This window comes from Acinetobacter sp. RG5 (genome assembly GCF_031844265.1).
GTDB lineage: Bacteria > Pseudomonadota > Gammaproteobacteria > Pseudomonadales > Moraxellaceae > Acinetobacter.
The window spans coordinates 1-25,555 of the sequence record NZ_JAUZUV010000024.1; the positions used below are offsets into that span (position 1 = coordinate 1).

29 protein-coding genes are annotated in these 25,555 nt (G+C 44.1%); 21 read left to right on the top strand and 8 right to left on the bottom strand.

All coding sequences use genetic code 11. The features are described from left to right. Window positions 1–18: 18 nt before the first annotated feature. Complete coding sequence (locus Q9R21_RS13740) at window positions 19–1,140, bottom strand: CaiB/BaiF CoA-transferase family protein (RefSeq protein ID WP_213687620.1); 1,122 nt, start codon at window positions 1,138–1,140, stop codon at window positions 19–21. Window positions 1,141–1,353: 213 nt separating this feature from the next. Here Q9R21_RS13740 and Q9R21_RS13745 point away from each other — a divergent pair, with 213 nt between their 5' ends. The 4 genes from Q9R21_RS13745 to Q9R21_RS13760 all read left to right on the top strand — a co-directional run bounded on the left by Q9R21_RS13745 (window position 1,354) and on the right by Q9R21_RS13760 (window position 6,423). Next, window positions 1,354–2,364 (top strand): AraC family transcriptional regulator, encoded by a 1,011-nt coding sequence (locus tag Q9R21_RS13745; RefSeq protein ID WP_004645946.1) that lies wholly within the window; start codon window positions 1,354–1,356, stop codon window positions 2,362–2,364. 198 nt (window positions 2,365–2,562) lie between these two features. Continuing rightward, window positions 2,563–3,768, top strand: coding sequence for an acetyl-CoA C-acetyltransferase (locus Q9R21_RS13750; protein WP_311204699.1), 1,206 nt, complete (start codon window positions 2,563–2,565; stop codon window positions 3,766–3,768). Between the two features lie 11 nt (window positions 3,769–3,779). After that, window positions 3,780–5,915, top strand: coding sequence for a 3-hydroxyacyl-CoA dehydrogenase NAD-binding domain-containing protein (locus Q9R21_RS13755; protein ID WP_311204700.1), 2,136 nt, complete (start codon window positions 3,780–3,782; stop codon window positions 5,913–5,915). A gap of 160 nt (window positions 5,916–6,075) precedes the next feature. Continuing rightward, window positions 6,076–6,423 (top strand): hypothetical protein, encoded by a 348-nt coding sequence (locus Q9R21_RS13760; RefSeq protein ID WP_311204701.1) that lies wholly within the window; start codon window positions 6,076–6,078, stop codon window positions 6,421–6,423. 69 nt (window positions 6,424–6,492) lie between these two features. Here the strand turns inward: Q9R21_RS13760 and Q9R21_RS13765 are convergent, their stop codons facing one another. Next, window positions 6,493–6,924, bottom strand: coding sequence for a GNAT family N-acetyltransferase (locus Q9R21_RS13765; RefSeq protein ID WP_311204702.1), 432 nt, complete (start codon window positions 6,922–6,924; stop codon window positions 6,493–6,495). After that, window positions 6,918–8,141 (bottom strand): SAM-dependent methyltransferase, encoded by a 1,224-nt coding sequence (locus Q9R21_RS13770; RefSeq protein ID WP_195725625.1) that lies wholly within the window; start codon window positions 8,139–8,141, stop codon window positions 6,918–6,920. Before Q9R21_RS13770 ends, Q9R21_RS13765 begins: the two co-directional genes overlap by 7 nt. Window positions 8,142–8,243: 102 nt before the next feature. Here Q9R21_RS13770 and Q9R21_RS13775 point away from each other — a divergent pair, with 102 nt between their 5' ends. From Q9R21_RS13775 to Q9R21_RS13785, 3 genes are all read left to right on the top strand, one after another. Next, the gene (locus tag Q9R21_RS13775; RefSeq protein ID WP_253159474.1) at window positions 8,244–8,888 is read left to right on the top strand and encodes a hemolysin III family protein; all 645 of its coding nucleotides are present in this window, start codon (window positions 8,244–8,246) and stop codon (window positions 8,886–8,888) included. A gap of 142 nt (window positions 8,889–9,030) precedes the next feature. After that, the gene (locus Q9R21_RS13780; RefSeq protein ID WP_004281697.1) at window positions 9,031–10,338 is read left to right on the top strand and encodes an MFS transporter; all 1,308 of its coding nucleotides are present in this window, start codon (window positions 9,031–9,033) and stop codon (window positions 10,336–10,338) included. 133 nt (window positions 10,339–10,471) lie between these two features. Continuing rightward, window positions 10,472–10,873, top strand: coding sequence for a hypothetical protein (locus Q9R21_RS13785; RefSeq protein ID WP_004732173.1), 402 nt, complete (start codon window positions 10,472–10,474; stop codon window positions 10,871–10,873). Between the two features lie 24 nt (window positions 10,874–10,897). Here Q9R21_RS13785 and Q9R21_RS13790 read toward each other — a convergent pair whose 3' ends face one another. Continuing rightward, complete coding sequence (locus tag Q9R21_RS13790) at window positions 10,898–11,908, bottom strand: metallophosphoesterase (RefSeq protein WP_253113516.1); 1,011 nt, start codon at window positions 11,906–11,908, stop codon at window positions 10,898–10,900. 101 nt (window positions 11,909–12,009) lie between these two features. Here Q9R21_RS13790 and Q9R21_RS13795 point away from each other — a divergent pair, with 101 nt between their 5' ends. Beyond that, on the top strand, window positions 12,010–13,644 hold the full coding sequence (locus Q9R21_RS13795) for a phospholipase D family protein (protein ID WP_311204703.1): 1,635 nt from the start codon (window positions 12,010–12,012) through the stop codon (window positions 13,642–13,644). A gap of 36 nt (window positions 13,645–13,680) precedes the next feature. Here Q9R21_RS13795 and Q9R21_RS13800 read toward each other — a convergent pair whose 3' ends face one another. Continuing rightward, the gene (locus Q9R21_RS13800) at window positions 13,681–14,490 is read right to left on the bottom strand and encodes a 1-acyl-sn-glycerol-3-phosphate acyltransferase (protein WP_004281693.1); all 810 of its coding nucleotides are present in this window, start codon (window positions 14,488–14,490) and stop codon (window positions 13,681–13,683) included. Between the two features lie 189 nt (window positions 14,491–14,679). Here Q9R21_RS13800 and Q9R21_RS13805 point away from each other — a divergent pair, with 189 nt between their 5' ends. From Q9R21_RS13805 to Q9R21_RS13840, 8 genes are all read left to right on the top strand, one after another. After that, a complete protein-coding gene (locus Q9R21_RS13805) occupies window positions 14,680–14,811 on the top strand; it encodes a hypothetical protein (RefSeq protein WP_267313459.1) in 132 nt (43 codons plus the stop codon). Window positions 14,812–14,888: 77 nt separating this feature from the next. Beyond that, window positions 14,889–16,229, top strand: a complete 1,341-nt coding sequence (gene hflX / locus Q9R21_RS13810; protein WP_311204704.1) for a ribosome rescue GTPase HflX — start codon at window positions 14,889–14,891, stop codon at window positions 16,227–16,229. Window positions 16,230–16,269: 40 nt separating this feature from the next. Continuing rightward, window positions 16,270–16,641, top strand: coding sequence for a hypothetical protein (locus Q9R21_RS13815; RefSeq protein ID WP_004281691.1), 372 nt, complete (start codon window positions 16,270–16,272; stop codon window positions 16,639–16,641). Between the two features lie 9 nt (window positions 16,642–16,650). Beyond that, a complete protein-coding gene (locus tag Q9R21_RS13820) occupies window positions 16,651–17,325 on the top strand; it encodes an LrgB family protein (RefSeq protein ID WP_180086482.1) in 675 nt (224 codons plus the stop codon). An 86-nt stretch (window positions 17,326–17,411) separates the two neighbouring features. Further along, window positions 17,412–17,858 carry a DUF2147 domain-containing protein gene (locus Q9R21_RS13825; protein WP_005106118.1) on the top strand — a complete coding sequence of 149 codons (447 nt, stop codon included), beginning with the start codon at window positions 17,412–17,414 and terminating at the stop codon, window positions 17,856–17,858. Between the two features lie 198 nt (window positions 17,859–18,056). Then, window positions 18,057–18,506 (top strand): DUF2147 domain-containing protein, encoded by a 450-nt coding sequence (locus Q9R21_RS13830; RefSeq protein ID WP_044111684.1) that lies wholly within the window; start codon window positions 18,057–18,059, stop codon window positions 18,504–18,506. A 60-nt stretch (window positions 18,507–18,566) separates the two neighbouring features. Beyond that, window positions 18,567–19,016, top strand: coding sequence for a DUF2147 domain-containing protein (locus Q9R21_RS13835; RefSeq protein ID WP_004645963.1), 450 nt, complete (start codon window positions 18,567–18,569; stop codon window positions 19,014–19,016). Window positions 19,017–19,163: 147 nt separating this feature from the next. Next, entirely contained in the window at window positions 19,164–19,610 is a 447-nt protein-coding gene (locus Q9R21_RS13840) for a DUF2147 domain-containing protein (protein WP_004281686.1), read from the top strand. Between the two features lie 51 nt (window positions 19,611–19,661). Here Q9R21_RS13840 and Q9R21_RS13845 read toward each other — a convergent pair whose 3' ends face one another. The 3 genes from Q9R21_RS13845 to pdxA are packed head-to-tail and all read right to left on the bottom strand — an operon-like array spanning window position 19,662 to window position 22,331. Next, a complete protein-coding gene (locus Q9R21_RS13845; RefSeq protein WP_044111683.1) occupies window positions 19,662–20,507 on the bottom strand; it encodes a symmetrical bis(5'-nucleosyl)-tetraphosphatase in 846 nt (281 codons plus the stop codon). Between the two features lie 6 nt (window positions 20,508–20,513). Further along, window positions 20,514–21,326: a 16S rRNA (adenine(1518)-N(6)/adenine(1519)-N(6))-dimethyltransferase RsmA gene (gene rsmA / locus Q9R21_RS13850; RefSeq protein ID WP_311204705.1), complete on the bottom strand. Its 813-nt coding sequence runs from the start codon at window positions 21,324–21,326 to the stop codon at window positions 20,514–20,516. Between the two features lie 33 nt (window positions 21,327–21,359). After that, window positions 21,360–22,331 carry a 4-hydroxythreonine-4-phosphate dehydrogenase PdxA gene (gene pdxA / locus Q9R21_RS13855; RefSeq protein ID WP_311204706.1) on the bottom strand — a complete coding sequence of 324 codons (972 nt, stop codon included), beginning with the start codon at window positions 22,329–22,331 and terminating at the stop codon, window positions 21,360–21,362. Window positions 22,332–22,632: 301 nt separating this feature from the next. Between pdxA and rplM the strand changes: the two genes are divergently transcribed. From rplM to Q9R21_RS13880, 5 genes are all read left to right on the top strand, one after another. Continuing rightward, window positions 22,633–23,061, top strand: coding sequence for a 50S ribosomal protein L13 (gene rplM, locus Q9R21_RS13860; RefSeq protein WP_004281682.1), 429 nt, complete (start codon window positions 22,633–22,635; stop codon window positions 23,059–23,061). Between the two features lie 13 nt (window positions 23,062–23,074). Next, window positions 23,075–23,461 (top strand): 30S ribosomal protein S9, encoded by a 387-nt coding sequence (rpsI, locus tag Q9R21_RS13865; RefSeq protein ID WP_004281681.1) that lies wholly within the window; start codon window positions 23,075–23,077, stop codon window positions 23,459–23,461. Window positions 23,462–23,792: 331 nt separating this feature from the next. After that, complete coding sequence (locus Q9R21_RS13870) at window positions 23,793–24,446, top strand: glutathione S-transferase N-terminal domain-containing protein (protein WP_180180542.1); 654 nt, start codon at window positions 23,793–23,795, stop codon at window positions 24,444–24,446. A gap of 9 nt (window positions 24,447–24,455) precedes the next feature. Further along, window positions 24,456–24,884: a ClpXP protease specificity-enhancing factor gene (locus tag Q9R21_RS13875; RefSeq protein WP_311204707.1), complete on the top strand. Its 429-nt coding sequence runs from the start codon at window positions 24,456–24,458 to the stop codon at window positions 24,882–24,884. Window positions 24,885–24,902: 18 nt separating this feature from the next. Continuing rightward, on the top strand, window positions 24,903–25,550 hold the full coding sequence (locus tag Q9R21_RS13880) for a hypothetical protein (protein WP_311204708.1): 648 nt from the start codon (window positions 24,903–24,905) through the stop codon (window positions 25,548–25,550). The last annotated feature ends 5 nt before the right edge of the window (window positions 25,551–25,555 follow it).

The following is a 25,555-nucleotide window of genomic DNA, read 5'->3' on the forward strand; positions in this document are numbered from 1 at the left end:
ATTAACACGTTAAGAATATTACCAATTTTGACTTTCTCCCAATTGCTGTCCTACAAACTCATAGCGTATCGTAGAACGTGAAAATTTAATCGGACAAGCCAATTGTGCTTCGGTCTGCTGACTGCTGGATTTGAGTGGCACCTGTACTATCCATCCCCGCTGCTGAGCCAGATCAGAATGTAACGCTTCCTCAAGTCTGAGCACCGGTTCGACACAGACATCCAGCGCGGCAAACAGCATTTGCCATTCAGCTAATGACTTGGTCTTGATTTTATTCTGAATCGCCTGCTTCACCACAGCATGATCTTCAGCGGCATAAGAAGCGCCTTTGTCCAGGAGAATCGGCAGCTCTAAAGCCTGTGCCAGCCCCTGCATAAATGGTGGTTCCAGACTACCAATCGACAAATAACGCCCATCTTGGGTTTCATAATAATCATAGAAAGTTCCACCATTCAGATAGCCGGATTCTGGAGATTGATGCTGATTGCCAGCCAGACTGGCAGAAGCTGCCAGATTGCTCATCGTTACCACACAATCGGTCATGGAAATGTCAATGTACTGGCCTTTGCCACTTTGTTGGCGTTCAATCACCGCGGCCAGAATCGCAATCACGGCATGCATGGAACCACCTGCAACATCGGCGACCTGAATTCCCAAGGCTGGTGGACCATTTTCAATCCGGCCACTGTGTCCGGCAATTCCGGATAAAGCCAGATAATTAATGTCGTGCCCTGCCTTATCTTTATATGTGCCAGTTTGGCCGTAACCGGTAATGGAACAGTAAATCAGTTTCGGATTAATTTCGCTTAAGGTTTGATAGTCTAGCCCAAGACGTTGCATTACACCGGGACGGAATTGCTCAATCACAATGTCATAATCTGCAATCTTGGATTTAACCAGTTCAATATTCGCAGGATCTTTCAAATCCAGTGCAACCGATTGCTTGTTTCGGTTCAAATAACTTTGTGAAGTGGCCTGTCCATTGGCAAAGGGTGGCATTAATCGCAACAGGTCCGGTCGGGTCGGTGATTCAATATGCACAACCTCGGCGCCGAGGTCAGCCAGATATAAGGTCGCAAACGGGCCGGGTAAAAGTGTAGAAAAATCTAGGATTTTCAATCCTTTTAATGCATATGACATTGGAGTATTTGCTCTACTTATATTGCTTTTTTTAGCATCTTAGGCACATAAATGAATAAAAACAATGTCATGTTCAGCCATTTACCTTGATAGTTTCGGCAATCTAATATGTAAGAAAATGGCAAAGGTATTCTTGTAAATTGCCATTGCTTTATTATTTTTCGTCATTTAGGTCAATTATTAGTGAACATTAAAGAGACTGAAGGATTAAACATGAGTCGTGATACGATCAGTATCCACTTCGTCAATGCAGCCTTATCTGGCGTTAAGCGTCTGGGCATGGATGTCGATACTTTATTGTCTCACGTCGGGATTGAAGCAGAACTGCTGCATCAGCCCAAAGCGCGTATTTCGCCTGAACAATATACCCGCTTTATTAAAATGCTGTGGATGGTGACCCAGGACGAGCATGTCGGCTTTGACAAACAGCAACGCCGGTTGGGTACTTTTGCGATCATGTGCCAGCTGATCATTCATGCCAAAACTCTGGGTGATGCACTGGAACTGTCTTCCCAGTTCTACAAACTCTTTGGTGATGACTGGTCGGTGACCCTGGAACGCGACAAACACGAAGCACGTCTGGTTCCGCTGATTCCAAATGCGATGGATCCGGATCATTTCATTACTGAAAGCATGCTGATGATCTGGCATGGCTTGGCGTCTTGGCTCATTGAGCGTCGCCTGCCACTGGAACGCGTGCATTTTAGCTACCCTCGTCCAGACCATGCCGATGAATATGATGCCCTGTTCTTTGCGCCGGTAATGCAGTTCGATATGCCACGCACCGAGATCACTTTTGCTGCGGATTATCTGGACCTGCCAATTCGCCAGAATGAAGAAACCTTAGAAGAGTTTTTGAAAGCTGCGCCGGCACAATTGCTGGTGAAATTCAAAAACACCAACTCGCTGACTTCACGTATTCGTGATGTGCTGAAGAGCCAGATTGGCGAAGAAATGCCGACATTAAACGATGTCGCGTCGATGCTTTATCTATCACCGCAAACCTTGCGCCGCCGTCTGGCAGCCGAAGGCAAAAGCTATCAAGGCGTAAAAGATGCCTTGCGCCGTGATGCAGCAATTCACCTGTTACTTAATCCGGATCTGACCCTTGAAGATGTTGCACAACAAGTCGGTTTCAGTGAAACTAGTACTTTCCACCGCGCCTTCAAGAAATGGACCGGTGTAACCCCGGGTCTGTATCGTCAATTGCATGGCTATCATTAATCAAATGATGTTGCGAAATAACATTTAAAAATTAAAATCAGTTCTCTCCGCCTAAGCATTAGCTTAGGCTTTTTTATAATTACAATTGGCTAAATCGCTCAATTGATCTGACCCGTTCTCGTCATTGCACTTCAAAAATTAAGGATTACACTCGAATCATTAGAATAATTTTCATTAAATCAATAAAAGGAACATGCTATGAGCGAGGCATATATTATTGACGCCATTCGTACGCCACGCGGAAAAGGCAAAAAAGATGGATCTTTACATCAAGTAAAACCCATTTCATTACTGACTGGTTTACTCAATGAACTGAAAGACCGTCACGGACTGGACACCTCAAAAGTCGATGATATTGTGCTGGGTTGTGTCACCCCGATTGGTGATCAGGGGGCCGATATTGCCAAAACGGCTGCCATCGCTGCCGGCTGGGACAATGATGTAGCAGGCGTGCAAATCAACCGTTTTTGTGCTTCCGGTCTGGAAGCGGTTAATCTGGCCGCACAAAAAGTCCGTTCTGGCTGGGAAGATCTGGTTGTGGCAGGCGGCGTCGAATCCATGTCCCGCGTGCCGATGGGTTCAGATGGCGGTCCTTGGGCACTGGATCCTGAGACCAATATGGCCTGTGACTTTATTCCGCAAGGTATTGGTGCAGATTTGATTGCCACGATTGACGGTTATAGCCGTGCCGATGTAGACCAGTTTGCCGAACAATCACAACAGAAAGCAGCTGCCGCTCAAGCCAATGGTTATTTCAACGCCTCTATTATCCCGGTAAAAGACAAAGCTGGTGTGGTAATTCTGGACAAAGACGAATTTATCAAACCGACAACGACCGCAGAAGGCCTCGGCAAACTCAATCCAAGTTTCGCCACTATGGGGCAAATGGGCTTTGATGCAATTGCCCTGCAAAAATATCCTGAAGTCGGTGCTGTCAATCATGTGCATCATGCCGGGAATTCCTCGGGCATTGTCGATGGTGCGGCTGTGGTTTTGATCGCATCGGAACAAGCAGTAAAAGAACAAGGTCTGAAGCCACGTGCCAAAGTACTGGCGACGGCATTGGTCGGTGCAGATCCGACCATTATGCTGACCGGCCCTGCCCCGGCTGCTCGTAAGGCCTTGGCGAAAGCCGGTTTAACAATTGATGATATTGACCTGTTTGAAGTTAATGAAGCCTTTGCTGCAGTGGTGATGCGCTTTATCAATGAGATGAAGGTTGATTCTGCTAAGGTGAATGTCAACGGCGGTGCAATTGCCATGGGACATCCACTCGGTGCGACTGGAGCCATGATTTTAGGCACTTTGCTGGATGAGCTGGAACGCCAGGGGAAAAAACGTGGATTAGCCACACTTTGCGTGGGTGGTGGTATGGGCATCGCAACCATTATTGAACTGGTATAAGGAGAAAAATAATGAGCGCAATTCAATATCAAAAAAATGAAGATAATATTGTTATTTTAACGTTTGATTCTCCAAACCAGTCTGCAAATACCATGAATGCCGACTTTCGCACGGCACTGGATGAAGTCGTTGCCCAGTTACAAGCAGATGAAGATATTGCCGGGATTATTTTCCGTTCAGCGAAAAAAACTTTCTTTGCTGGCGGCGATCTGGATGAACTGATTCAAGCCACTCCTGAACATGCAACTGAATTCTTCAATATGATTGAAGAGATGAAAGCCAAACTACGCTATATCGAAACTCGCGGTATTCCTGTGGTTGCTGCACTGAATGGCACGGCGCTTGGCGGTGGCTGGGAAATTGCCCTGTGTGCCCATCATCGTATTGCCCTGAATGACCCTAAAAGCAAATTTGGCCTGCCTGAAGTCACACTGGGTTTATTACCAGGTGGCGGTGGTATCGTCCGTAGCATCCGCCTGCTCGGTCTGCAAAATGCCCTTCCTTTATTAATGGAAGGCAAACAGTTTGGAGTCGATAAAGCTAAATCTTTAGGGCTGATTCATGAGGTCGCAGACAGTACCGATGAACTGTTGAAAAAGGCCATTGCCTGGATCAAAGCCAATCCAAAATCTCAGCAGCCATTCGATGTAAAAGGCTATAAAATTCCGGGTGGTAGCCCTTCGACACCAGCAGTTGCCCAGATGCTGGCAATTGCTCCGGCGATGCTGCGCGATAAAACCAAAGGTTGTTATCCTGCGCCTGAAGCGATCATGTCGGCTGCGATAGAAGGTGCACAGGTCGATGTCGATACTGCCCTGACCATTGAATCGCGTTACTTTACTTATTTGGCGACCAGTCAAATTTCTAAAAATATGATTGGCACTTTCTGGCATGGTCTGAATGCAATCAAGTCCGGTGCCAGTCGCCCTCAAGATATTGAAAAGTGGAAAGCCACTAAAGTCGGTATTTTAGGTGCAGGCATGATGGGTGCTGGGATCGCCTATGCCACTGCCAGCAAAGGCATTCCAGTAGTTCTGAAAGATATTTCATTAGAAGCGGCTGAAAAAGGCAAATCCTATAGCCAGAAACTGCTGGATAAAAAAGTCGCTCAAGGGCGTTTAACAGCCGAGAAACGAGATCAGGTTCTGGGTCTGATTCAAGCGACTGCATCGAATGAAGATCTAGCGGGTTGTGACCTGATCATTGAAGCCGTCTTTGAAAGTCCCGCGCTCAAGACTCAAGTCACGCAAGAGGCAGAGCAATATCTTGCCAGCAACGGGATGATGGCTTCGAATACCTCGACCCTGCCGATCACAGAATTAGCCCAGGCTTCAAAAAATGATCAGAACTTTATCGGCCTGCATTTCTTCAGTCCGGTCGATAAAATGCAGCTAGTCGAAATTATCAAAGGTAAAAATACCTCGGCAGAAACGCTGGCCAAAGCTTTCGATTTCGTGCAGCAGATTGGCAAATTACCGATTGTGGTGAATGACAGCCGTGGCTTCTTTACCAGCCGCGTGTTTGGCACCTTTGTACAGGAAGGCTTGCGTCTGCTGGCAGAAGGCGTACATCCGGCACGAATTGAAATGGCAGCTCTCAAAGCCGGTATGCCGGTAGGCCCGTTGGCGATTCAGGATGAAGTGTCCTTGACCCTGTCTGAACATGTGGCCAATGAAAGATACAAAGCTTTAGGAGCACAAGGTCAGACCATCACTAAATCACCTGCGGATGACGTGATTCACAGCATGATTCACGAATTTAACCGTAAAGGTAAGGCCGCAGGCGCAGGTTTTTATGATTATCCGGCCGATGCCAAAAAGCAGCTCTGGTCTGGTCTCAGCCACTGGAAAAAAGACAACGATATTTCTGAACAGGAAATGATTGACCGCTTCCTGTTTGTACAGGCACTGGATACGGTTCGCTGTCTAGAAGAAGGTGTTTTGGAATCTGTAGTCGATGCCAATGTGGGTTCCATTTTTGGTATTGGCTTTGCCGCCTGGACGGGCGGTGCAGTACAATTCCTGAATCAGTATGGTTTAGCCAAAGCCGTGACCCGTGCCAAAGTACTTGAAAATAAATATGGCGAACGCTTCAAAGCCCCACAACTCCTCAAAGATCGCGCAGCACACGCCCAGCCGATTCAATAGTGTGGTCACTTAAATAAAAGAGGAACGTGTTTCCTCTTTTTTATTCTCTGAATTTACTTCAAGCAATAAACAGAGTCATCTGATGACAGATTTCGATCTGCTTTTTGATCAATTTATGTTATAAAGTTACATAAGTTTGATATCCACGTGGGTAAGACCTATGACTGATCACAGTTCACCTGAAAAATCTCCTTGGGGCTGGAAAGCACTTATCATCTTCTGTATTTTAGGTGGATTATTCATGCTTATTTTTTGGCTCGCGATAAGTAATGAACCGGATTACATGCCAAGCCAGCAAAATAAACAAACTACCCAGCAACACGCTTTTAAAAATGCACCGACGATGTCTCCAGAAGCCATTGCCAAAGCGCAAGCAGATCGTGAATCACGTGAAGCTGCCAATACTGCTCATCCAGGTACGACAGCCGCTGAACACAATATGTCAGCTGAAGAACATGCCAATATGGATAATGCCGAGCACAGCTCAAATGCAGCACATGGCCACTGATCCAGATTCAGTCTATGCATAAAAAAGCGAGGTCAATGCCTCGCTTTTTCGTATTTGAATGGCTGAAAATTAAAGCTTTAAATACATATCAATATGCGGAATTCCACAATCCAGATATTCATCACCTTGAGCTTCAAATCCCAGCGCTTGATAGAAGCCAATGGCGTGCACTTGCGAAGACAGCTTTACCAACTTACGCTGCTCTGCACGCGCATAGTCAATCACGGCCTGCATCAAGCGCTGACCAACACCTAAACCGCGTGTTGTTGCTAGGACTGCAACCCGACCGATACTGTTATTTGACAATAAGCGTGCTGTAGCAATCGCCTGATCCTGCTGAAAAACAATGAAATGTACAGCAACCACATCCTCAGCATCCCACTCATCTTCAGCTGCAATATGCTGTTCTTGAATAAACACGGCTTCACGAATCGCTTTGGCATACACTGCCAAAGCTTTCCAGCTGCCGGACACTATTTTCAGTTCTGGGTTGTTTAGCATTTAGAACCAATTCCCTGCTGATCCCACTGGTCATTGAGCAACAATTCCAGTGAATGTTTCTGGATACCATACATCTCTTTTAAGGCCTGAATTTGTGCCAGAACCGCCTGATCAGGTTGTTGATAGTCTTTACGTTTTGTCGCCAGAATCATTTTATTTTTACTGGTATGTTCCAGCGCCACAAATTCAAAAACTTTGGTTTCATAACCATAAGCTTTGAGCAGTAAAGCACGAATGGTATCGGTCAACATTTCTGCCTGCTGTCCGGCATGAATACCAAACTGTAACATCGGGCTGAGGACTTTTGGCGCCTGCAACTGCGGACGCAATTCCTTATGACAACACGGTGCACACATGATCATCTGCGCATTCAGGCGAATCCCGCTATGAATCGCAAAATCTGTTGCTACATCACAGGCATGTAAGGCAATCATCACATCCAGACGTTCCGGTGCATAAGTACGGACATCCCCCTGGAAAAAGTCCAGCTGATCAAAACCAGATTGCTGCGCGACATTCTGGCAGAATTCAACCATTTTCGGATTAAGCTCTACCCCGGTGACATACGGCGTTTGACCATGTTTTTGCATATAGTCATATAAAGCACAAGTCAGATAGCCCTTACCCGAACCAAAATCCACCACGCGCAGGCCTTCAGCCTGTGGCTTAATCTGTGCCAATGCACCTGAGAAGATTTCTACAAACTTATTAATCTGCTTCCATTTACGCGCCATGCTCGGAATGATTTGCGCTTTTTGATCGGTAATACCGAGATATTGGAGAAAGATGCTGTCCTGATCGACATAACGTTGTTTAATCCGGTCATGGCCTTGTTCAGCAGGCTTCACCTGATTCATCGTGGCTTTATGTTTGCTACGCGTTAACATAGCTTTTTTCTTGTTTTTTTTCAGCTGTAATTCTTCATCTACTGTCATCAGATTGGCCTGTTTGCAACACGCCAGTAGTGAAGTAACCTGGAATAATGCTTCATCTAAAGGATAATTTTTCGTGACATCCTGCGTCTTGTAACGATATAGACAGCTCAATACGCGCTGTTCATTTAATGTAATGACTCGCAAGGTCATTTTCTCTAAATCCTGCAGTTCACCTTTATACTGGCTTAAGATCAGGCGATCGAATTGATTCCTTTCAACAGCTTGCTGAAAGGTATCCAAGAATTGCTGTTCCTGATCTGAGAGAGTTGCCAACGTTGACATAGATAAAACCTGAAATGAATTGCGCATCAAGTTTAAATCTTCTTAACCTAAAAGCAAAATTGAATTACTATACAAGTGTATATTTGAAAAAGAATGACAATCATGCAGAATGCTCCACTGGTTCCAGATTATGATCAAAATGAGGAACGGATTAACTATATTAGTCATGGTGTAGGTGCCGGGCTGTCCATTATTGCCGGTATTCTTTTAATTATTAAAGGGTCTTACCTGAGTACTGGACAATGGATTGGTCTTTGGGTTTATGCACTGAGCATGATTCTGTTATTTTCTGCTTCCATGCTTTACCACATGGCCACTGCAGCAGACCGCCGTTATTTTTATAAAAAAATCGATCATACTGCGATTTATTATTTAATCGCCGGAACTTATACCCCTTTCCTATCGATTGCCATTCCGACCGCCAAAGCCCAGTATTTATTGATTGCGCTATGGGTGATTGCCCTTCTTGGTACACTTTTCAAGTTCGTTTTCATTCATCGTTTCCAGAAACTTTCTTTGGCGGCTTATCTGGCCATGGGCTGGCTGGCGCTGCTGGTGATTGATGACATGCAGCAATATTTAAGTGCTCAATCTTTAACCTTTCTCATCATTGGTGGACTCGCTTATACCGTGGGTGCATTGTTTTACGCTTTAAAAAGAGTAAGATATACCCACGCTATCTGGCACATATTTGTATTGATAGGCGCAGGATCACATTTTCTGTCTATCTATCTTTACGTGATTTAATCATCTCCTTTTTCATTTCAGTGACCCTGAGCGAGTTGAAGCGAGAAGATTGCAGTTGTTTTTTTAAAAAATTACGCCTTTTTTAAAAAGATTACGCTTTTAAAACTAAGTTTTTTTATTTTTAGTAAGTGTAAGGTTTTCCATGGCGTCGTCTAATTCTGCTGCTCAGCCAGCACAAAATTCAAAATTTCGCGTTTTAACAGCGAGCTTGGTAGGCACCACAATCGAGTTCTTCGATTTTTATATTTATGCCACCGCTGCTGTCATTATTTTTCCGTATCTGTTCTTCCCTACTAGTACAGATCCGATGACCGCAACCATTCAGTCTCTTGCGACTTTTGCCATTGCCTTTATTGCCCGTCCGATTGGTGCAGCATTATTTGGTCATTTAGGTGACCGGATCGGACGAAAAGCCACCTTAGTTGCAGCTTTGCTAACTATGGGGATTTCAACCGTTGCGATTGGCCTGTTACCAACTTATGCGCAAATCGGAATTGCTGCACCACTGTTACTTGCACTGTGCCGTTTAGGTCAGGGCTTGGGTCTGGGCGGTGAATGGTCAGGTGCCGTACTTCTCGCTACTGAAAATGCCCCTGAAGGCAAACGTGCCTGGTATGGCATGTTCCCGCAACTGGGTGCTCCAATCGGCTTTATTCTGGCAACAGGTTCTTTCCTGACCCTTGGCGCTTTCATGTCTGAAGCTGACTTTATGGCGTGGGGCTGGCGTATTCCGTTTATCTCAAGTGCCTTGTTGGTAATTGTCGGTTTATGGATTCGTCTAAAATTGCATGAAACACCTGCTTTCCAGAAAGTACTAGATAAACAAAAAGAGGTGAATGTTCCTTTTGTTCAGGTATTCAAAAAGCATTCTCGTATGCTGGTTCTGGGTACGATTGCTGCAATCTGTACATTCGTTGTGTTCTATCTTACTACGGTATTTGCATTGCAATGGGGAACCAAACAACTCGGTTATTCTCGTGAAGAATTCCTGCAATTGCAGTTAGTTGCAACCCTATGTTTTGCTGCATTTATCCCACTTTCAGCAGTATTGGCCGAGAAATTTGGCCGTAAGACTACTTCGATTGCGGTATGTGTCATTTCTGCGATCTTCGGTATCTTCTTTGCAGATATGCTTGAATCTGGCAGCACCTTGGTGGTGTTCCTGTTCTTGTGTATTGGTCTGGCGATTATGGGCTTAACTTATGGGCCAATCGGTACTGTATTGTCTGAAATCTTCCCGACTTCAGTACGTTACACGGGTTCTGCATTGACCTTTAACTTGGCAGGCATTTTCGGCGCATCATTTGCACCGTTAATCGCAACCAAGCTGGCAACAGCCTATGGTTTGTCTGCAGTCGGTTATTACCTGACCGCAGCATCTATCCTATCGCTTGTCGCGTTTTTGCTGATTCGTGAAACCAAGAATGATGATGTAAATAATCAGATCTAAGATTTTAGATTGATTCAAAAGCCAGCACTTGATGCTGGCTTTTTTTATCATTTCACAACAAAACTCGGCTACTTATCTCGTTAAATTTGCTCAACAATCAAATGAACTCAATTTAAAAAAATGAGGCAAGGCCATGCAGGATCTTATTGAATACCTCTCGCAGGAGCAGTTGGTCAATATCATTATTTTGCTGGAAGATGATAAAAAATTAGAAGCTGTTCGCTATATCACCGAGAATACACCCTTGGATGAAGCTCAGGCGCTGCAAGTGATTGATGAAATTGTGCGGGAACATGATGTGGTCATGAAGCATGAAAGTACCGGTCCACGCTTTAGTGATGATGCCGGTGATATCGACCTGGTGACACCGCCACTGGAAATCCCCACCCATCCTAGTTTGAGCACATCCACAGAAGCTGAAATCACTGCGCAACAATTACGTGAAAATGTGCCAACCCGAAAAATCGAAAAGAAAATCTGGATGATGGCAGCCGTCGCAGTCGTGTTATTGATTCTGGTCTGGATCATCAGTTAACGCGGTACAGAATGCCGGCTGAATTTAAATCAGTTCAATAATATCAATGGTAGGCGGCACCCGGAAACGGAAAGGTACACCGACCAAACCGGTACCGACAGTCACGAACACATCTGCATGTTCATGACGGTACATGCCCTTTTTATGTCCCAAAATTGAAACCTTTTTCATGACGTAATCGGTCAGCCAAGGCAGCTCCACCTGTCCGCCATGGGTATGCCCGGATAGCATTAAAGGACGTGTCGGCAGTTTCGGAATCATATCGACCGTATCCGGGTTATGCGAAAGAATGACCCAAGGCTTGTCCTGAGGCAAGTCTGGCAAACTGCGCATGTCGGCTTTTCCAGCCCAGAGATCACCCACGCCCAAAAGTCGGAATTCATCAAATTCGACAATTTGACCTTCAATATCCATGACCTGATTGACTTGTAGTGCATAGTGCAACAGTTCCCGAATCGGCGGTCCGGGATATTGTTCGTCATGGTTACCATTGACTGAATAGACCGGAGCGTGAATCTCTTTTAAAACTGCCAATTCCTGTGCCAGTTTATTTTCTGGCTCGTAAGTCCAGTCGCCAGCAACCACCACCAAATCAGGTTGAATATGATTTAATTTGTGTACAATTTGTCGCAACTGACGCTCATGACCCGAAAACAGACCGATATGCAAATCTGCAATCAGGGCGATTTTCACCGGCTGCTTTAAACGTTTATCTGCATTGATCTGATATTGTGTCGTTTTCACTTGAATTAAATGCGGCTCGATAAAGCGTGCATAAGTCAAAACCCCACTGAGCAAAAATACAAAAATGGCTTCATGCAGAGAATAATACCCCGTCCATCCAGCATAAATACTGAAGAAAACCAAAGGGATTAATAAATAGGCAAGATAAAACGCCAGCAAATGACCAAAAGCTTTAAAGGGATGAATGGTTTCGGTACGTGATTGGCTCGACCATGCCTGAGCCACAGCCCAGATGGCTAAAATCGCCATTCCCAGATAAAAATAAAACAGTACGGAATTCGAATCCCACATAAATTGGCCTTATTCAGTCGAGCAGCAGATTACTGGCTTTATATTTATCTTTTCATAGCTGGCAATTATACTCAATTCTAATTTTTCATTCTTCGACTTATATGGCCACTGCTCCCCGCGATCAAGTTCACCTTCAATCCTCAAGTTTTATACGCACTCATCGCTATAAAGCCGGCATTTTACTGAGCTGTAGCCTGGTTCTGGGTCTACCTGCATGTAGCACCTTACCCAAGCAAACCGAACAGCCAAGCCAGATGGCATTTGAAACGGATACCTCGCAAACCAGCCTGGCACAAATTGTTGAACCTTTACGTGATCAGAACATCGGGTTGACTGGTTATCGCGTGCTGTATGATCCGCTTGAAGCACTGGCTGCTCGGATTCAGCTGATTAATAAAGCGGAACGCAGTCTGGATCTGCAATATTACATCTGGGATAACGACCGAATCGGTGCCCTCGCCCTGCATGCGATTATTCAGGCAGCAGATCGTGGCGTAAAAGTGCGCCTGTTGATGGATGACAATAATGCCAAGAAAATGGAAGGGATTTATCTGGCCTTAAACCAGCATCAAAATATCGATGTCAAACTGTATAATCCCTATCGCTTTCGTAAATACCGCGCCATGGACATGGTGCTGGATTTAAAGCGCATTAACCGCCGCATGCACAATAAAAGCTTTATTGCTGATAACCAGATTGCCTTGATTGGCGGGCGCAATATGAGTAACCAGTATTATAATGTCAGTGAAAGCTATCAGTTCTCTGATGTCGATGTGATGCTGGTCGGTGCAGCATCGGATGAAATCATTCATTCCTTCGATGAATACTGGAATGATGATTATGCCTATCCGGTACAAGAGGTGGTGAATCCACGGCATCATGGCTTACGTTTTCCAAGCTTAAAACAACAGCTAGAAACCCATAGTCAGGAGCCAGCCACTCAAAATTATCTGGATCTGGCCAATCGTTCCAGAGCCTTTGACCAATGGCTGGAACAAAACATTCAGCTGGATTGGGCGGAAGCCGAAGTAGTCAAAGATCCACCGAGCAAAATCAAGGCCAAGGCCAAAACCGAAGAACACCTGAATTTCCAGTTATTACAGCGTCTGGAAAAACCTGAACAAAGTGTCGATATTGTCTCTGCCTATTTTGTTCCGGAAAAAATTGGTGCAGACCGTTTAAAGAAACTGACGAATGAAAATATCAAGGTTCGCGTCCTGACCAACTCTTTTAAGGCCAACGACGTTGCTGTGGTGCATGCTTTTTACGCTAAATATCGTCAGGATCTATTGAAAAATGGGGTGCAGCTGTATGAGTTCTTAGCAGCGCCAGAAGCCAATCACCTAAATGCCAATACAGAGGAAATTTCGAAAAAAGCCAAAGTCAGCCTGAAAGGATTGAGTCGTTCCAGCCTGCATGCCAAGTTGATGGCACTGGATCAAAAACAGGTGTTTATTGGTTCTTTTAACTTTGATCCGCGTTCAGCTTATCTGAATACTGAAATTGGCGTGTTGCTGAACAGTCCGTCTTTGGCACGTGCAGTACACGACACCATGGACAAAAATTTAAGCAAATATGCTTATAAACTAGTGCTCGATGCGAATCAGAACATTAACTGGAAAATCAAGAAAGCCAATGGTGACGTTCAAACATTTACCAAAGAACCCAAAATGAAATGGTATCAGAAAGCTGGCCTTAAGCTGGTGTCTTGGCTGCCAATTGAAGGTTTTATGTAAGCTTGATTCTTCGAACAGAAACCATAAAAAAGCCTCTTATTGAGGCTTTTTTAATACCCGTGACTGAAGTTCAACTAGGCCAGTCTGCATTTTTTCCTGAACCACACGGGTGAGGCTTTCAACCGTATGCCCTTCAGTGGCAATTGCAGGTAAAGCCACTAAATGTGCAATGACTTGCGGCATTTCCAGTACTTTTTTGACATGGGCGGCAAAACTGATGTCATTGACAAACGGCGCAACCATATCCAGTTCGCCCTGCTGATTCACATAACAAATCAGACAGATTTGTACAGGACGCTGCGCTTCAATCGCGGCGCCTAAAATCCGGCCATGCACTTTTTTGATGGCTCGCCCATCAGAAGTCGTCGCTTCAGGAAAGAACAGCACCGGAATATTCTGTTTGAGGAAACCGGTAATTTGTTCACGAATCCTGACAGAATCCCCTGAACCACGTTTAATAAATAAGGTACCCCCACCCTTGGCCAATTTGCCTAAAATCGGCCAGTTCTCAATTTCTGCTTTTGCCAGAAAAAATACCCGCGCCCCTGAACCCAGAACTGCAATATCCAGCCATGACACGTGATTACTGACCCATAAGGCGGGTTCACGTGGAATCTCGCCATGCACCTGCACTTCGATATTGAATACTTTGCATAACTGACGGCAAAAATGTTGCACATAGCGCGTATTGGTCGGGTTATTCGGATTTTTATATAAGCCATGACGAAAAACCAAGTAAAACCCTTCACTAATGGTAGCCAATGAAGCTGTGATTTTCCGGCTATACAGGAAAAACTTGGCCAAGCCTTCGATATCTGGAGTCTGGTTTTGTACAGTCGAGTTCATAAAAACGTCATTAAATCCTAAGCGAGATACAGGGAATATCCACGAATTAAACTCATTCTATACTGTTCATTCGCAACTTGCATTGATAATAAAAATCGGCCAATAACATCTATATCTTCAATTTTAATTGGATTAAAAAATCATTCAAACTAAAACTATCGAAATATTAGATTGAAAAGGATCGTAGCCATGCCAGATCAAACCCAGCCCGCGAACGACACACCTCAACCTTTACAAGTGCTCAAATATATTTTGGGCGGCACCGTTATCTATGCCGTGGTACTGGTAACACTTGTACAACTGTTTATCAGCGCACTTTAAACCAAAGCCGCGCTAATTCAGTATCTGCACAGCCTTTTTTCAACTACACTAAAGTTTTCAAGTGGAGATGGGCCTGAGTGGAATATTTACAACAACATCGAGGGAAAGAGCGCGTCATTCTGGTGAGTGTCAGCGTACAAATGCTGGATGACCTTGATGCTGAAGAGTTTCGTTTGCTGGCACAGTCTGCAGATGCTGAAATTCTGGAACATATTCATGCTCAGCGGATCAAACCTGACGCCAAATTTTTTATCGGCTCCGGCAAGGCAGAAGAAATTGCTGAACGTGTTGAAGAACTGGAGGCCAATTTGGTCATTTTTGACCATGCCCTGACCCCGGCCCAAGCCCGAAATCTGGAACAGGTGATCAAATGCCGCGTGGTCGATCGTACTGAACTGATTCTGGATATTTTTGCCCAGCGTGCCCGTACCTATGAAGGTAAGCTGCAAGTCGAACTGGCACAGTTACAACATTTATCTTCACGTTTAATTCGTAGTCGTGGCAATCTCGACAGCCAGAAAGGCGGGATCGGTTTACGTGGTCCGGGTGAAACCCTGCTGGAAACTGACCGCCGTTTGCTGCGTATCCGTATGGGACAGCTCAAGGCACGTATTGATAAAGTCCGCCAGACCCGGATGCAAGGCCGTGTTGCCCGTCAAAAAGCGGCTGTGCCGACGGTATCTTTGGTCGGTTACACCAATGCTGGTAAGTCTACCCTGTTTAATTTACTCGCCAACAGCGATGTCTATGCAGCCGATCAGCTGTTTGCCACTTTGGACCCAACCTTACGGCGTCTGGAATGGGATGGAATCGGCAATCTGGTACTGGCCGATACGGTAGGTTTTGTCCGTAATCTTTCCCATTCACTGGTAGAATCCTTTAAGGCAACGCTGGAAGAAACCGTTGAAGCCACACTGTTACTGCATGTGATTGATTCAAGTAGCCCAGAGATGCTGGAACAGATTGAAGCCGTTGACAAAGTGCTGAAAGAAATTGGGGCCGATGTTCCCATCCTTCAGGTCTACAATAAAATTGACTGTAGCGGTGAAGAAGCCAAAATTATTTATCGACGCCCGGGCGAACCGGAACGGGTCTATGTCTCGGCACATAGTGGCGAAGGTATCGACCTGCTGCGTAAAGCGGTACATGAGTCCTTGATGGGGCAACTACAGTCCTTCGATTTAATCCTGAAACCTGCCTACGGCAAGCTGCGTAACCAGCTCTATGGTCTGAATGTGATTCAGTCTGAACATTATGATGATGAAGGCCAACTGCATCTGCACATTCGAATTGCCCCACAAAAACTGGAACAGTTAATTAAACAGGCGCATTTACCTGTAGATGAAATTCTAGGCAAACAGGCGCAGCAATTTCAACGTCCACTGGAAGCGTTTGAAATCCAGTCAAAGATCGAGTAAAACTTGATAAGTAAACTTATTAATATTAATGATCATAGCAATGAACTGGATAAAACGAATAGACTGGCCAGCATGGATCGGCACCCTGTTACTTATTATTGTCTTTCGGGAAGCTTCGGTCTGGTTAATGACCCAACTGAATCATCCTGAATTAGGCAATCTGGTCGGGTTATTGAGCCTTTTAATTGCGCTGTTTACCTGGCGCTACTTTGGCAAACTCCCCGCTCGCCTCGTGGATACCAATAACAAACTGATGAAGGAAAGCGCCTTTGCTTTCCTGCCTGTCAGTGCAGGTGCACTGATGATGCTGGTACATATGGGCCAGAAAATTCCGGCCTTTCTGTTCATCATGTTTTTCAGCACCCTGATTCCTTTATGGATTTACGCCAAAATGGCCAAGCGCTGGTTATAGGAGTTCCGCATGTTATCTATTTTGTATGGCTTTGCGGTTACCCTCATCGCCTATCTGATTGCCAAACCCTGTAACCGGTTCATTCCGCAAATTCCCGTCATCGTGTTCAGCATGTTCTTTGTACTGGTGATTTTATTTGCGCTCGGCATTCCCTATGAAAATTACATGGATGAAGTTAATCCACTTTTCAACCATTTACTCGGCTATGTGACCGTCGCACTTGCTATCCCTTTGGCCGCGATGCGCTACGATGACTTGCCGCTCAAAGCCATTATCGGCATTTTGGTTTTTGCCAGTATCAGTGCTGTCGCCTTGCCGATGGGACTAGCTTATCTGCTGCATATGTCCTCTGCAGATATTATGGCGTTTGCTACCCGCGCAGTGACCACTCCAATTGCGATTAATATTGCCACCCTGCTGGATGCACCCATCAGCATGGTCATTCTAATCGTGATTCTTTCTGGTGTGATTGGTGCAGCTTTTTCTCCATTTATTCTCAAACATATCAATGATGAACGTGCCTCCGGACTGGCTTTAGGACTAGCCGCACATGCCATTGGTACAGCTCAGGCCTGGCAGCGTGGCAGTATTGCAGGACGTTATGCCGCATTTGGTATGGCCGTCAATGCAGTCTTTACCGCGGTCTGGTTGCCTACGTTTATACTTTATTTGCAAAAAATGTGACTAGTGAATCAAATTAATCATTTGTTTTATGTGGTAATCGTTCTTACTATAGAGTAAGAACTCTAATCCAACCTAGGAACAGATATATGAAAAAGGTTCAATTCTTTTCAACTTTACTTTTAGCCTCTTTCAGCCATCTGGCTTTGGCCTCTGACCTTTCAGGGACATGGAGAAATATTGACGACAAAACTGGTTCACCTAAAGCATTCCTCGAAATTCGTGAGACGGCTTCCGGCGTCTATGCTGCCAAGATCACAAAAATCACCCCGCGTCCTGGATATACCCCGAAAGAAAACTGTGTGTCCTGTCCTGCACCTTATACCAATAAACCTATTCTCGGCCTGGATGTGCTCACTGGCTTAAAGCACGTCGGCAATAACAGTTTTGCTCAAGGCAAGCTGCTTGATCCATTATCAGGGAATCTTTATAACACCAAAGCAAAATTAAGTGCTAATGGGAAACGTCTGATCCTACGCGGCTATATCGGCGTTTCAGCACTAGGCCGTAGTCAAACCTGGATTAAGCAGGATTAATTCCTGCTTTATTAAATAAAATGTGACGGGGTTATGCTTTAGTAGATAGAAGCTTGCATTTTAATGCATTAAGTTGTATGAATATTAAACATACGCTTTTTTCATGCAATATAGATTATGAAAGTGTATTAACGTAGTTTGCATCAGCATTCACCACATGGAATTAGGTGAATGTTCATAAAAAAATAAGGATATCGCATGTATAAAATCACACTTTTAACTGTTTTTTCAGCTTCTTTATTCACTAGCTCTCTGGCCTTTGCTCAGGAGTTATCTGGTCTCTGGCAACAGATTGATGATAAAACCGGCTCACCTAAAGCATTGATTGAAATGAAAACGCAGGCTGATGGCTCGTATACCGGAACGATTACTAAAGTCACACCTCGCCCAGGTTATACACCACGGGAAAAATGTGTCAAATGTCCACCACCTTATACCGATAAACCGATTTTGGGGTTAGACGTCATTAAAGGACTGAAACCCACCAACAAAAATAACTATGCACATGGCCGGGTACTCGATCCACTCACTGGCAAAATTTATGATTTAAAAGGGCGGATTTCTGCCAATGGGAAACGACTGACTTTACGTGGATATATCGGGATCTCTGCGATTGGTCGCACACAAACCTGGATTCGCCAGGATTAATAAAAACAGCACTTTTGTGTTGGGGATATTTTATTCATCTATAAAAAAGGCATAAATATAATGAAACAAACTAAATTAGGATTAATGTTCATCGCTGCACTGATGACTGGGACTGCTTATGCACAGGATCTGACGGGCATCTGGCAGCAAATTGATGATAAAACCGGCTCACCTAAAGCAATTATTGAAATTCGTCAAAATGATAATGGAACTTTTGCTGGAAAAATTATCAAAGTGACTCCACGTCCAGGCTATACTCCACAAAAGACCTGCAATAAATGTCCCGCGCCTTATACCAATCAGCCGATCATGGGCATGGATGTATTGACTGGCTTAAAACATGTGGAAGGCACCAACAATTATGAAAAAGGTAAAGTGATTGATCCATTGGCAGGTAAAGTTTATGACGCTCGAGTGCGTCTAAATGCCAATGGTAAACGTTTAACCTTGCGTGGTTATGTGGGTGTGTCCGCTTTAGGCCGTAGCCAGACCTGGATTCGCCAAGATTAATACCTAATTCTCATTATTCAAAAAAGCTGCCAAATTGGCAGCTTTTTTCAGTGTATCAACTCTATAGTATTCAGATAAGTGTTGACTATTTTAGTAAGATTTCTAACATGAGCGGGCGATGATAAAAATTCTTTGGAATGACTCTCTATGTTTAAAAAAATATTACTTGCCGCGCTTACAGCAGGATGTATGACCAATCTTTGGGCAGACGATATTACCGGGACCTGGCAACAAATTGATGATAAAACGGGGGCGGCTAAAGCGATTATCGTCATTAGCAAAGAAGCAAATAATACCTATTCAGGCAAAATTGTAAAAATCACGCCTCGCCCAGACTATAATCCACGTGAAAAATGCAATAACTGTCCTGCACCTTATACCAATCAGCCTATTTTAGGTATGACCATTTTAAAAGGCCTAAAACTGGTTGAAGGCACCAAGAATTATGATAAAGGTCGTATTATCGACCCATTGGCAGGTAAAATTTATGATGCAAAAATGCGTTTAAACAATACGGGTAAACGTTTAACCTTACGTGCCAGTATTGGCGTTTCAGTTCTAGGCCGTAACCAGACCTGGATTCGAGCAGACTAAATTTTAAAACTAAAAAGCCACGTAATCACGTGGCTTTTTTATGGAATGTGCTTACATCGCCGGATTATCCACTGCAAACATCTGCTGATCTTCTAGGCGGAATGCCATCAGTTGATTACCCCAGACACAACCGCCATCTACATTCTGAATCTTGTTCGAAATGGTTTTACCATTCAAGGCGGCCCAGTGACCAAACAGGATCTGATGACTTTTCGCAGCCTGTGATTCAAACTCAAACCAAGGTTTAAAACCTTCCGGCATCGGATCATCCAGCGCATCTTTAAAGCTGTATTCCAGACGTCCCTCAGCGTCAGTTAAACGCATTCGGGTGAGGTAGTTCACGATACAGCGAATACGTTCATGGCCTTGTAGCTGATCCGACCAAAGTGCGGGTTCTTTCCCGAACATTTCTTTCAGAAAATCATCCAGCACCTCGAAGTCATCATGAGCAATGATCGCTTCGACTTCTTGTGCCAATTGAGCAGTTTTTTCTGCACTCCAGATATTCGGAATCCCAGCATGCGTCAGGATAGTCTGCTCATTTGGAAATAGACACATTGGCTGTTTGCGCAGCCAGTCAATCAAGTCATCACTGTCGATCGCATCAATCACATCACGAACATTGTCTTTTTCTTTCACCGGTTTGATGCCGCGGGCATAAGCCAGCAAAGTCAAATCATGATTTCCCAAGACCGTCGCAGCCGCACCTTGTTCAGCCAGCTTTTTGATAAACCGCAATGCAGCAATTGAGTTTTCACCCCGTGCAACCAAATCTCCAGCAAACCAGATAAAATCTTGTTCTGCATCAAACTGGATTTCCTTGAGTAAAGCTTTCAAGGCCTCAAAACAGCCTTGAACATCCCCAATCACATAATTATATCGAGCAGTGCGGTTCATCGTAATTTAAGCCACCATTTGATCTGAAAGTGCAACAAACTGTTCAAGGTACAGGGTTTCTGGACGCGCCATCGGATCAACACCCGCTTTTTCAAAACCCTCTTCGACCAGCATCCCCTTCAAGCTGTTACGCAGAGTTTTACGACGCTGGGTAAATACATGCGATACCAGACGTGCCAGCGCTTTTTCATTCTTCGCCACAATCGGTTTAACTTTATAAGGCTCTAAACGGAATACCGCTGAGGTCACTTTTGGTGGCGGATTAAAAGATCCAGGTGGCACTTCAAACAAGAAAGTCGGTTTACAGAAATATTGAATCATCACCGACAGACGGCCATATTCTTTAGTATTTGGTGATGCGGTAATACGATCGACCACTTCTTTTTGCAACATGAAATGCATATCTTGCACTTTGTCGCCAAATTCCAAAAGATGAAATAACAGTGGCGTTGAAATATTATAAGGCAAGTTACCCACTACACGTAATGGACGACCTTCCTGAAACAATTGAGAATAATCATATCTCAATGCATCGGCTTCAATAATGGTTAAACGTTCAGGATGCGGCACACGACCCGGCAGGCCAGCAGCCAGATCACGATCCAGCTCAAGTACGGTTAAGGCATCACATTCACCAATTAAAGGTGAAGTCAAAGCAGCCAGACCTGGGCCAATTTCTAGAATGTTCTGACCTGGACGCGGATTGACTGAGCGTACAATTTTGGCAATGACACGCTGGTCATGTAAAAAGTTTTGACCAAATCTTTTTCGAGCCTGATGCCCTTCATCTTTTGGGTTTAAGGCATTAATTTGATACATAAAAACATTTCCAACGTGAGTGATGAACAATAATCAGTGGCGCGCCAGATCGAGGGCTAAATCGACAGCAACGTGCAGGCTGGAACTTTTCGCAAGTCCGGTCCCCGCAAGGGAGAGTGCTGTGCCATGATCAACAGAAGTTCGAATAAACGGTAAGCCGAGGGTAATATTAATGGCTTCACCAAAGCCCTGTGATTTTAACACAGGTAAACCCTGATCGTGATACATCGCCAGAACAGCATCAGCATCTTTTAGGTTTTCTGGAGTAAATAAAGTATCAGCAGGTAGGCTTAAACTCATGTTGATACCTTGAGCACGATAACTTTCGAGTACCGGATTGATCACTTCAATTTCTTCCATCCCCAAGTAACCACCCTCACCCGCATGCGGATTTAAACCACAAACCAGTATCTTCGGCTGTTCAATCTTGAATTTGGATTTCAGGTCATGAATCAGAATATCAATCACCTGATGTAAACGCTCAGGCGTAATTGCATCTGCCACAGCACGAAGCGGAAGATGGGTAGTGGCCAAAGCCACACGTAAGGTTTTGGTGGCCAGCATCATGACCACACGTGGAACACCGGCAAATTCCTGGTAATACTCGGTATGGCCACTAAAAGAAATACCTGCTTCATTAATTACAGATTTTTGTACAGGCGCAGTCGCAACGCCGACACTTTTTCCTGACATGGCATAGTCTGCAGATCGACGCAGTTGCTCCAGTACATAAGCAGCATTGTTCGGATTCAATTCACCCAATACCACCTCTTGCTGCAAAGGTACATGCTCTACAAAAAGCTCACCGATGCCTGAAGATGCATCCTGCCCTTGATATGGAATCAGCTCAACCGGCAATTTAAGTGTCTGAGCACGTTGCTTGAGCATATCTATATCCGCCAATACCACAATTGGGCGCTCATCAACACGCTCTGCAAGACTCAGGCAAATATCAGGACCAATTCCGGCAGGTTCCCCACTGGTGACATATAAAGGCAGCATCATCTTCTCAATTTGGCAAAGCTAAAAATATTATAACCCGATCATCTATATGCTGCAGCGATCATTGCAAAGTGTCCTTATAAATCAATATTTTGATACAGCCACAATTATAGTTACAAATATAATGGGTATTTTTCAATCAGATTGCGGGTTGTCCCTTTCTTTATTGCAGCAGCTTAGATAAAATACAGCGCTTGAAATTTTAATTTTCATTTGTGATTCTTCACGTATTCGTTTAGAATCGCGTCTCCTTTAGTTTGGACAGATTCCATAGTCCAAACCAACTATAATAGGTAGTGGTTTAATGAAAACTCTCAGCGCTAAGCCAGCTGAAGTTCAACACGACTGGTACGTTGTTGATGCTTCTGGCAAAACTTTAGGTCGCCTTGCGACTGAAATCGCTCGTCGTTTACGCGGTAAGCATAAAACTTCTTATACTCCTCACGTTGACACTGGCGACTACATCGTTGTTATCAATGCTGAAGAAATCACTGTGACTGGTAAAAAGTCACAAGATAAGAAATACTATCGCCACACTGGTTTCCCTGGTGGTATCCGTGAGACTAACTTTGAAAAGTTAATCGCTCACAAACCAGAAGCAGTTCTAGAAAAAGCTGTTAAAGGTATGTTACCTAAAGGTCCTCTTGGTTATGCAATGATTAAGAAAATGAAAGTGTATGCAGGTACTGAGCATCCACACGCTGCTCAACAGCCACAAGTTTTGGACATCTAAGGGATAACAGCACATGGCTACTAATTATGGTACAGGTCGCCGTAAGACCGCAACTGCACGTGTTTTCCTATCAGCTGGTACTGGTAAACTCGTAATTAACAACCGTACTCTTGAACAGTATTTCGGTCGTGAAACTGCTCGTATGGTTGTTAACCAACCACTTGAGCTTCTTGAAGCTACTGACAAATATGACCTTTACATCACTGTTGCTGGTGGTGGTATTGGTGGTCAAGCAGGCGCTATCCGTCACGGTATTACTCGTGCATTGATCGCTTCTGACGAAACTTTAAAACCTGCTCTTCGTCAAGCTGGTTTCGTTACTCGTGATGCTCGTGAAGTTGAACGTAAGAAACTTGGTTTACGTAAAGCTCGTAAACGTCCTCAATTCTCTAAACGTTAATTCGTTTACCGAATCGGACAAAAAACCCTGGATTTTCCAGGGTTTTTTTATGGCGGTTAATTGGTAATTTAGACCTTTTTTCTTGTTATTGTTCATGCACATCCTTACCCCATACCCCTTCATGACACCAGAATGACTTCATCAAATAATAATTTGCGATCCCAATACAGATAAATAGCAAAATGACAGGAAGCTTGATCAGCATCTTATTTTCCTCCAGTTGTTTTTCTTATAATCTACCTCGGCTCAAGCCGATTGATCTTTGATGCTTGGTGCTTTTTAGGTTGAATTTTAGTATCCTAGTCTATTCATTAGAAGCTCATCAGGATTTATGTCAGTCGAAAGCGCGCCTCTTCAAGGAATCACTCTCTATAGTCATGCCGATGACTTTCGTTCCCATTGGATTCGCTATGTGCTTACCGAAAAACAGATTAAATATAACCTGATTTTGGTGGATGCCGATGATGAGGATCTGGCCAGTCTCAATCCTTATAATCAATTGCCTATGCTGATCGAAAATGAACTCAAATTATTTAATACTTCAATTATCTCAGAATATGTAGATGATCGTTATCGTCAGAATAAACTGTATGCCGATGCCCCAATGCCCCGTGCAGAGCAACGACAATATATCTGGCGCTTTGAAAATGACTGGTTAAAGCTGGCTGATCTCATGTTACGCCATCCTGATACGCTGGATAAGAAAGCCAGAACTCAGGCACAAAAGCAGTTACAGGATATCCTGATTTCACTGATGCCACTATTCCAGCATTTTCCCTATTTTATGTCTGAACAATTTAGTATCCTGGATTGTATGCTGGCACCAATTTTTATCCGTCTGAAACAGATGGGCGTAGAATTACCACAGCAGCAATGCCGTCCGTTTTATTTATATTGCCAACGAATTTTCAGTCGTCCTGCCTTTGTAAAATCCATGACATTGCAGGAAAAGAACCGTTATTCAGCGCAACTCAAGCACCCGTAGAGAAACCTCATGTCCGAACAAGAATTCAACCTTAGCCCTACCCGTCCCTATATGGCACGTGCAATCTATGAGTGGGTTTGCGATAACAATATGACGCCTTACCTGCTGGTGGATGCTACACGCCCAAATACCATGGTTCCTGAACAGTTTATTAAAGATGGACAGATTGTTCTGAATATTGTGCCACATGCCGTGCATGCGCTGCATATGGGCAATGATGCCATTAGCTTCTCGGCTCGCTTTGGTGGCGTTTCTCGTGATATTTATGTGCCTATGGCAGCAATACTCGGTATTTATGCACGTGAAAATGGTCAAGGTTTATTCTTTGATCCAGGTGAATATGAGCATACACAAAATGATGAAGATGCTTTAAAATCAAGCACTGAAGAACAAACTGAACAACCAAAGAAAAAACCGACTTTAAGACTATTAGATTAAAAATAATGGAGCAAGTGAATGGCTTTTGATTTAGTACAATATTTTGTTGAACAGATAGAGACTCAAAAGCCTGAGCTTCTAAAAGAATATATAAAAGAAGAAAGACGAAAATATATATCAGAAATCAATGCCTTAACTTTAGGAAAACTTATTACTGAATGGCGTCATAACCCACAAAAAATTTATAATGAAATCAATCATCCTGATGAATTATATATCCTGGAAATCGTGCGTCATCTCGCTACCAGTCCGGAAAATCAATCCACTCTGGATCGAGCCCAGCTTGAGCACAGCACTTCAGAAATTTTTCATTTACAGCTTATTGAATTAAAACAACTGCATGATACCGGCAACCATAATATCCATAGCATTCAGGAATTACTGACCGGGCAAATTGAACATTTATCTGGTCAAGCAGATGATTGGGTTTGGACAACAAACAAGCTAACAGAACTCAAAGGCTCTAAACCAATTGTGCAAGAAGAGCTATCATTGGAAGCATCAATGAAGGAGTTTAATCAAATGGTAAGCCAGAATCAGCAGCATCAAGATGTCGAAGAAGTCATTGTTATCAATACCCCAACATGGGCAAAGATTGTTGAACCCATCGTGGCGATTGTCATTCTTTGGGTATTAATCGCAGCCGTAATGCACGTGTTTGGCTAAAATAA

Coding starts and splice junctions, on each gene's coding strand:
- Q9R21_RS13880 (WP_311204708.1), top strand. CDS start 24,903: ATGGCTTTTGATTTAGTACAATATTTTGTTGAACAGATAGAGACTCAA.
- Q9R21_RS13830 (WP_044111684.1), top strand. CDS start 18,057: ATGTATAAAATCACACTTTTAACTGTTTTTTCAGCTTCTTTATTCACT.
- Q9R21_RS13790 (WP_253113516.1), bottom strand. CDS start 11,908: ATGTGGGATTCGAATTCCGTACTGTTTTATTTTTATCTGGGAATGGCG.
- Q9R21_RS13870 (WP_180180542.1), top strand. CDS start 23,793: ATGTCAGTCGAAAGCGCGCCTCTTCAAGGAATCACTCTCTATAGTCAT.
- Q9R21_RS13760 (WP_311204701.1), top strand. CDS start 6,076: ATGACTGATCACAGTTCACCTGAAAAATCTCCTTGGGGCTGGAAAGCA.
- Q9R21_RS13805 (WP_267313459.1), top strand. CDS start 14,680: ATGCCAGATCAAACCCAGCCCGCGAACGACACACCTCAACCTTTACAA.
- Q9R21_RS13765 (WP_311204702.1), bottom strand. CDS start 6,924: ATGCTAAACAACCCAGAACTGAAAATAGTGTCCGGCAGCTGGAAAGCT.
- Q9R21_RS13825 (WP_005106118.1), top strand. CDS start 17,412: ATGAAAAAGGTTCAATTCTTTTCAACTTTACTTTTAGCCTCTTTCAGC.
- Q9R21_RS13875 (WP_311204707.1), top strand. CDS start 24,456: ATGTCCGAACAAGAATTCAACCTTAGCCCTACCCGTCCCTATATGGCA.
- Q9R21_RS13775 (WP_253159474.1), top strand. CDS start 8,244: ATGCAGAATGCTCCACTGGTTCCAGATTATGATCAAAATGAGGAACGG.
- Q9R21_RS13820 (WP_180086482.1), top strand. CDS start 16,651: ATGTTATCTATTTTGTATGGCTTTGCGGTTACCCTCATCGCCTATCTG.
- Q9R21_RS13845 (WP_044111683.1), bottom strand. CDS start 20,507: ATGAACCGCACTGCTCGATATAATTATGTGATTGGGGATGTTCAAGGC.
- Q9R21_RS13840 (WP_004281686.1), top strand. CDS start 19,164: ATGTTTAAAAAAATATTACTTGCCGCGCTTACAGCAGGATGTATGACC.
- Q9R21_RS13815 (WP_004281691.1), top strand. CDS start 16,270: ATGAACTGGATAAAACGAATAGACTGGCCAGCATGGATCGGCACCCTG.
- rplM (WP_004281682.1), top strand. CDS start 22,633: ATGAAAACTCTCAGCGCTAAGCCAGCTGAAGTTCAACACGACTGGTAC.
- Q9R21_RS13740 (WP_213687620.1), bottom strand. CDS start 1,140: ATGTCATATGCATTAAAAGGATTGAAAATCCTAGATTTTTCTACACTT.
- pdxA (WP_311204706.1), bottom strand. CDS start 22,331: ATGATGCTGCCTTTATATGTCACCAGTGGGGAACCTGCCGGAATTGGT.
- rsmA (WP_311204705.1), bottom strand. CDS start 21,326: ATGTATCAAATTAATGCCTTAAACCCAAAAGATGAAGGGCATCAGGCT.
- Q9R21_RS13755 (WP_311204700.1), top strand. CDS start 3,780: ATGAGCGCAATTCAATATCAAAAAAATGAAGATAATATTGTTATTTTA.
- Q9R21_RS13800 (WP_004281693.1), bottom strand. CDS start 14,490: ATGAACTCGACTGTACAAAACCAGACTCCAGATATCGAAGGCTTGGCC.
- rpsI (WP_004281681.1), top strand. CDS start 23,075: ATGGCTACTAATTATGGTACAGGTCGCCGTAAGACCGCAACTGCACGT.
- Q9R21_RS13750 (WP_311204699.1), top strand. CDS start 2,563: ATGAGCGAGGCATATATTATTGACGCCATTCGTACGCCACGCGGAAAA.
- Q9R21_RS13785 (WP_004732173.1), top strand. CDS start 10,472: ATGCAGGATCTTATTGAATACCTCTCGCAGGAGCAGTTGGTCAATATC.
- Q9R21_RS13780 (WP_004281697.1), top strand. CDS start 9,031: ATGGCGTCGTCTAATTCTGCTGCTCAGCCAGCACAAAATTCAAAATTT.
- Q9R21_RS13795 (WP_311204703.1), top strand. CDS start 12,010: ATGGCCACTGCTCCCCGCGATCAAGTTCACCTTCAATCCTCAAGTTTT.
- Q9R21_RS13835 (WP_004645963.1), top strand. CDS start 18,567: ATGAAACAAACTAAATTAGGATTAATGTTCATCGCTGCACTGATGACT.
- Q9R21_RS13770 (WP_195725625.1), bottom strand. CDS start 8,141: ATGTCAACGTTGGCAACTCTCTCAGATCAGGAACAGCAATTCTTGGAT.
- Q9R21_RS13745 (WP_004645946.1), top strand. CDS start 1,354: ATGAGTCGTGATACGATCAGTATCCACTTCGTCAATGCAGCCTTATCT.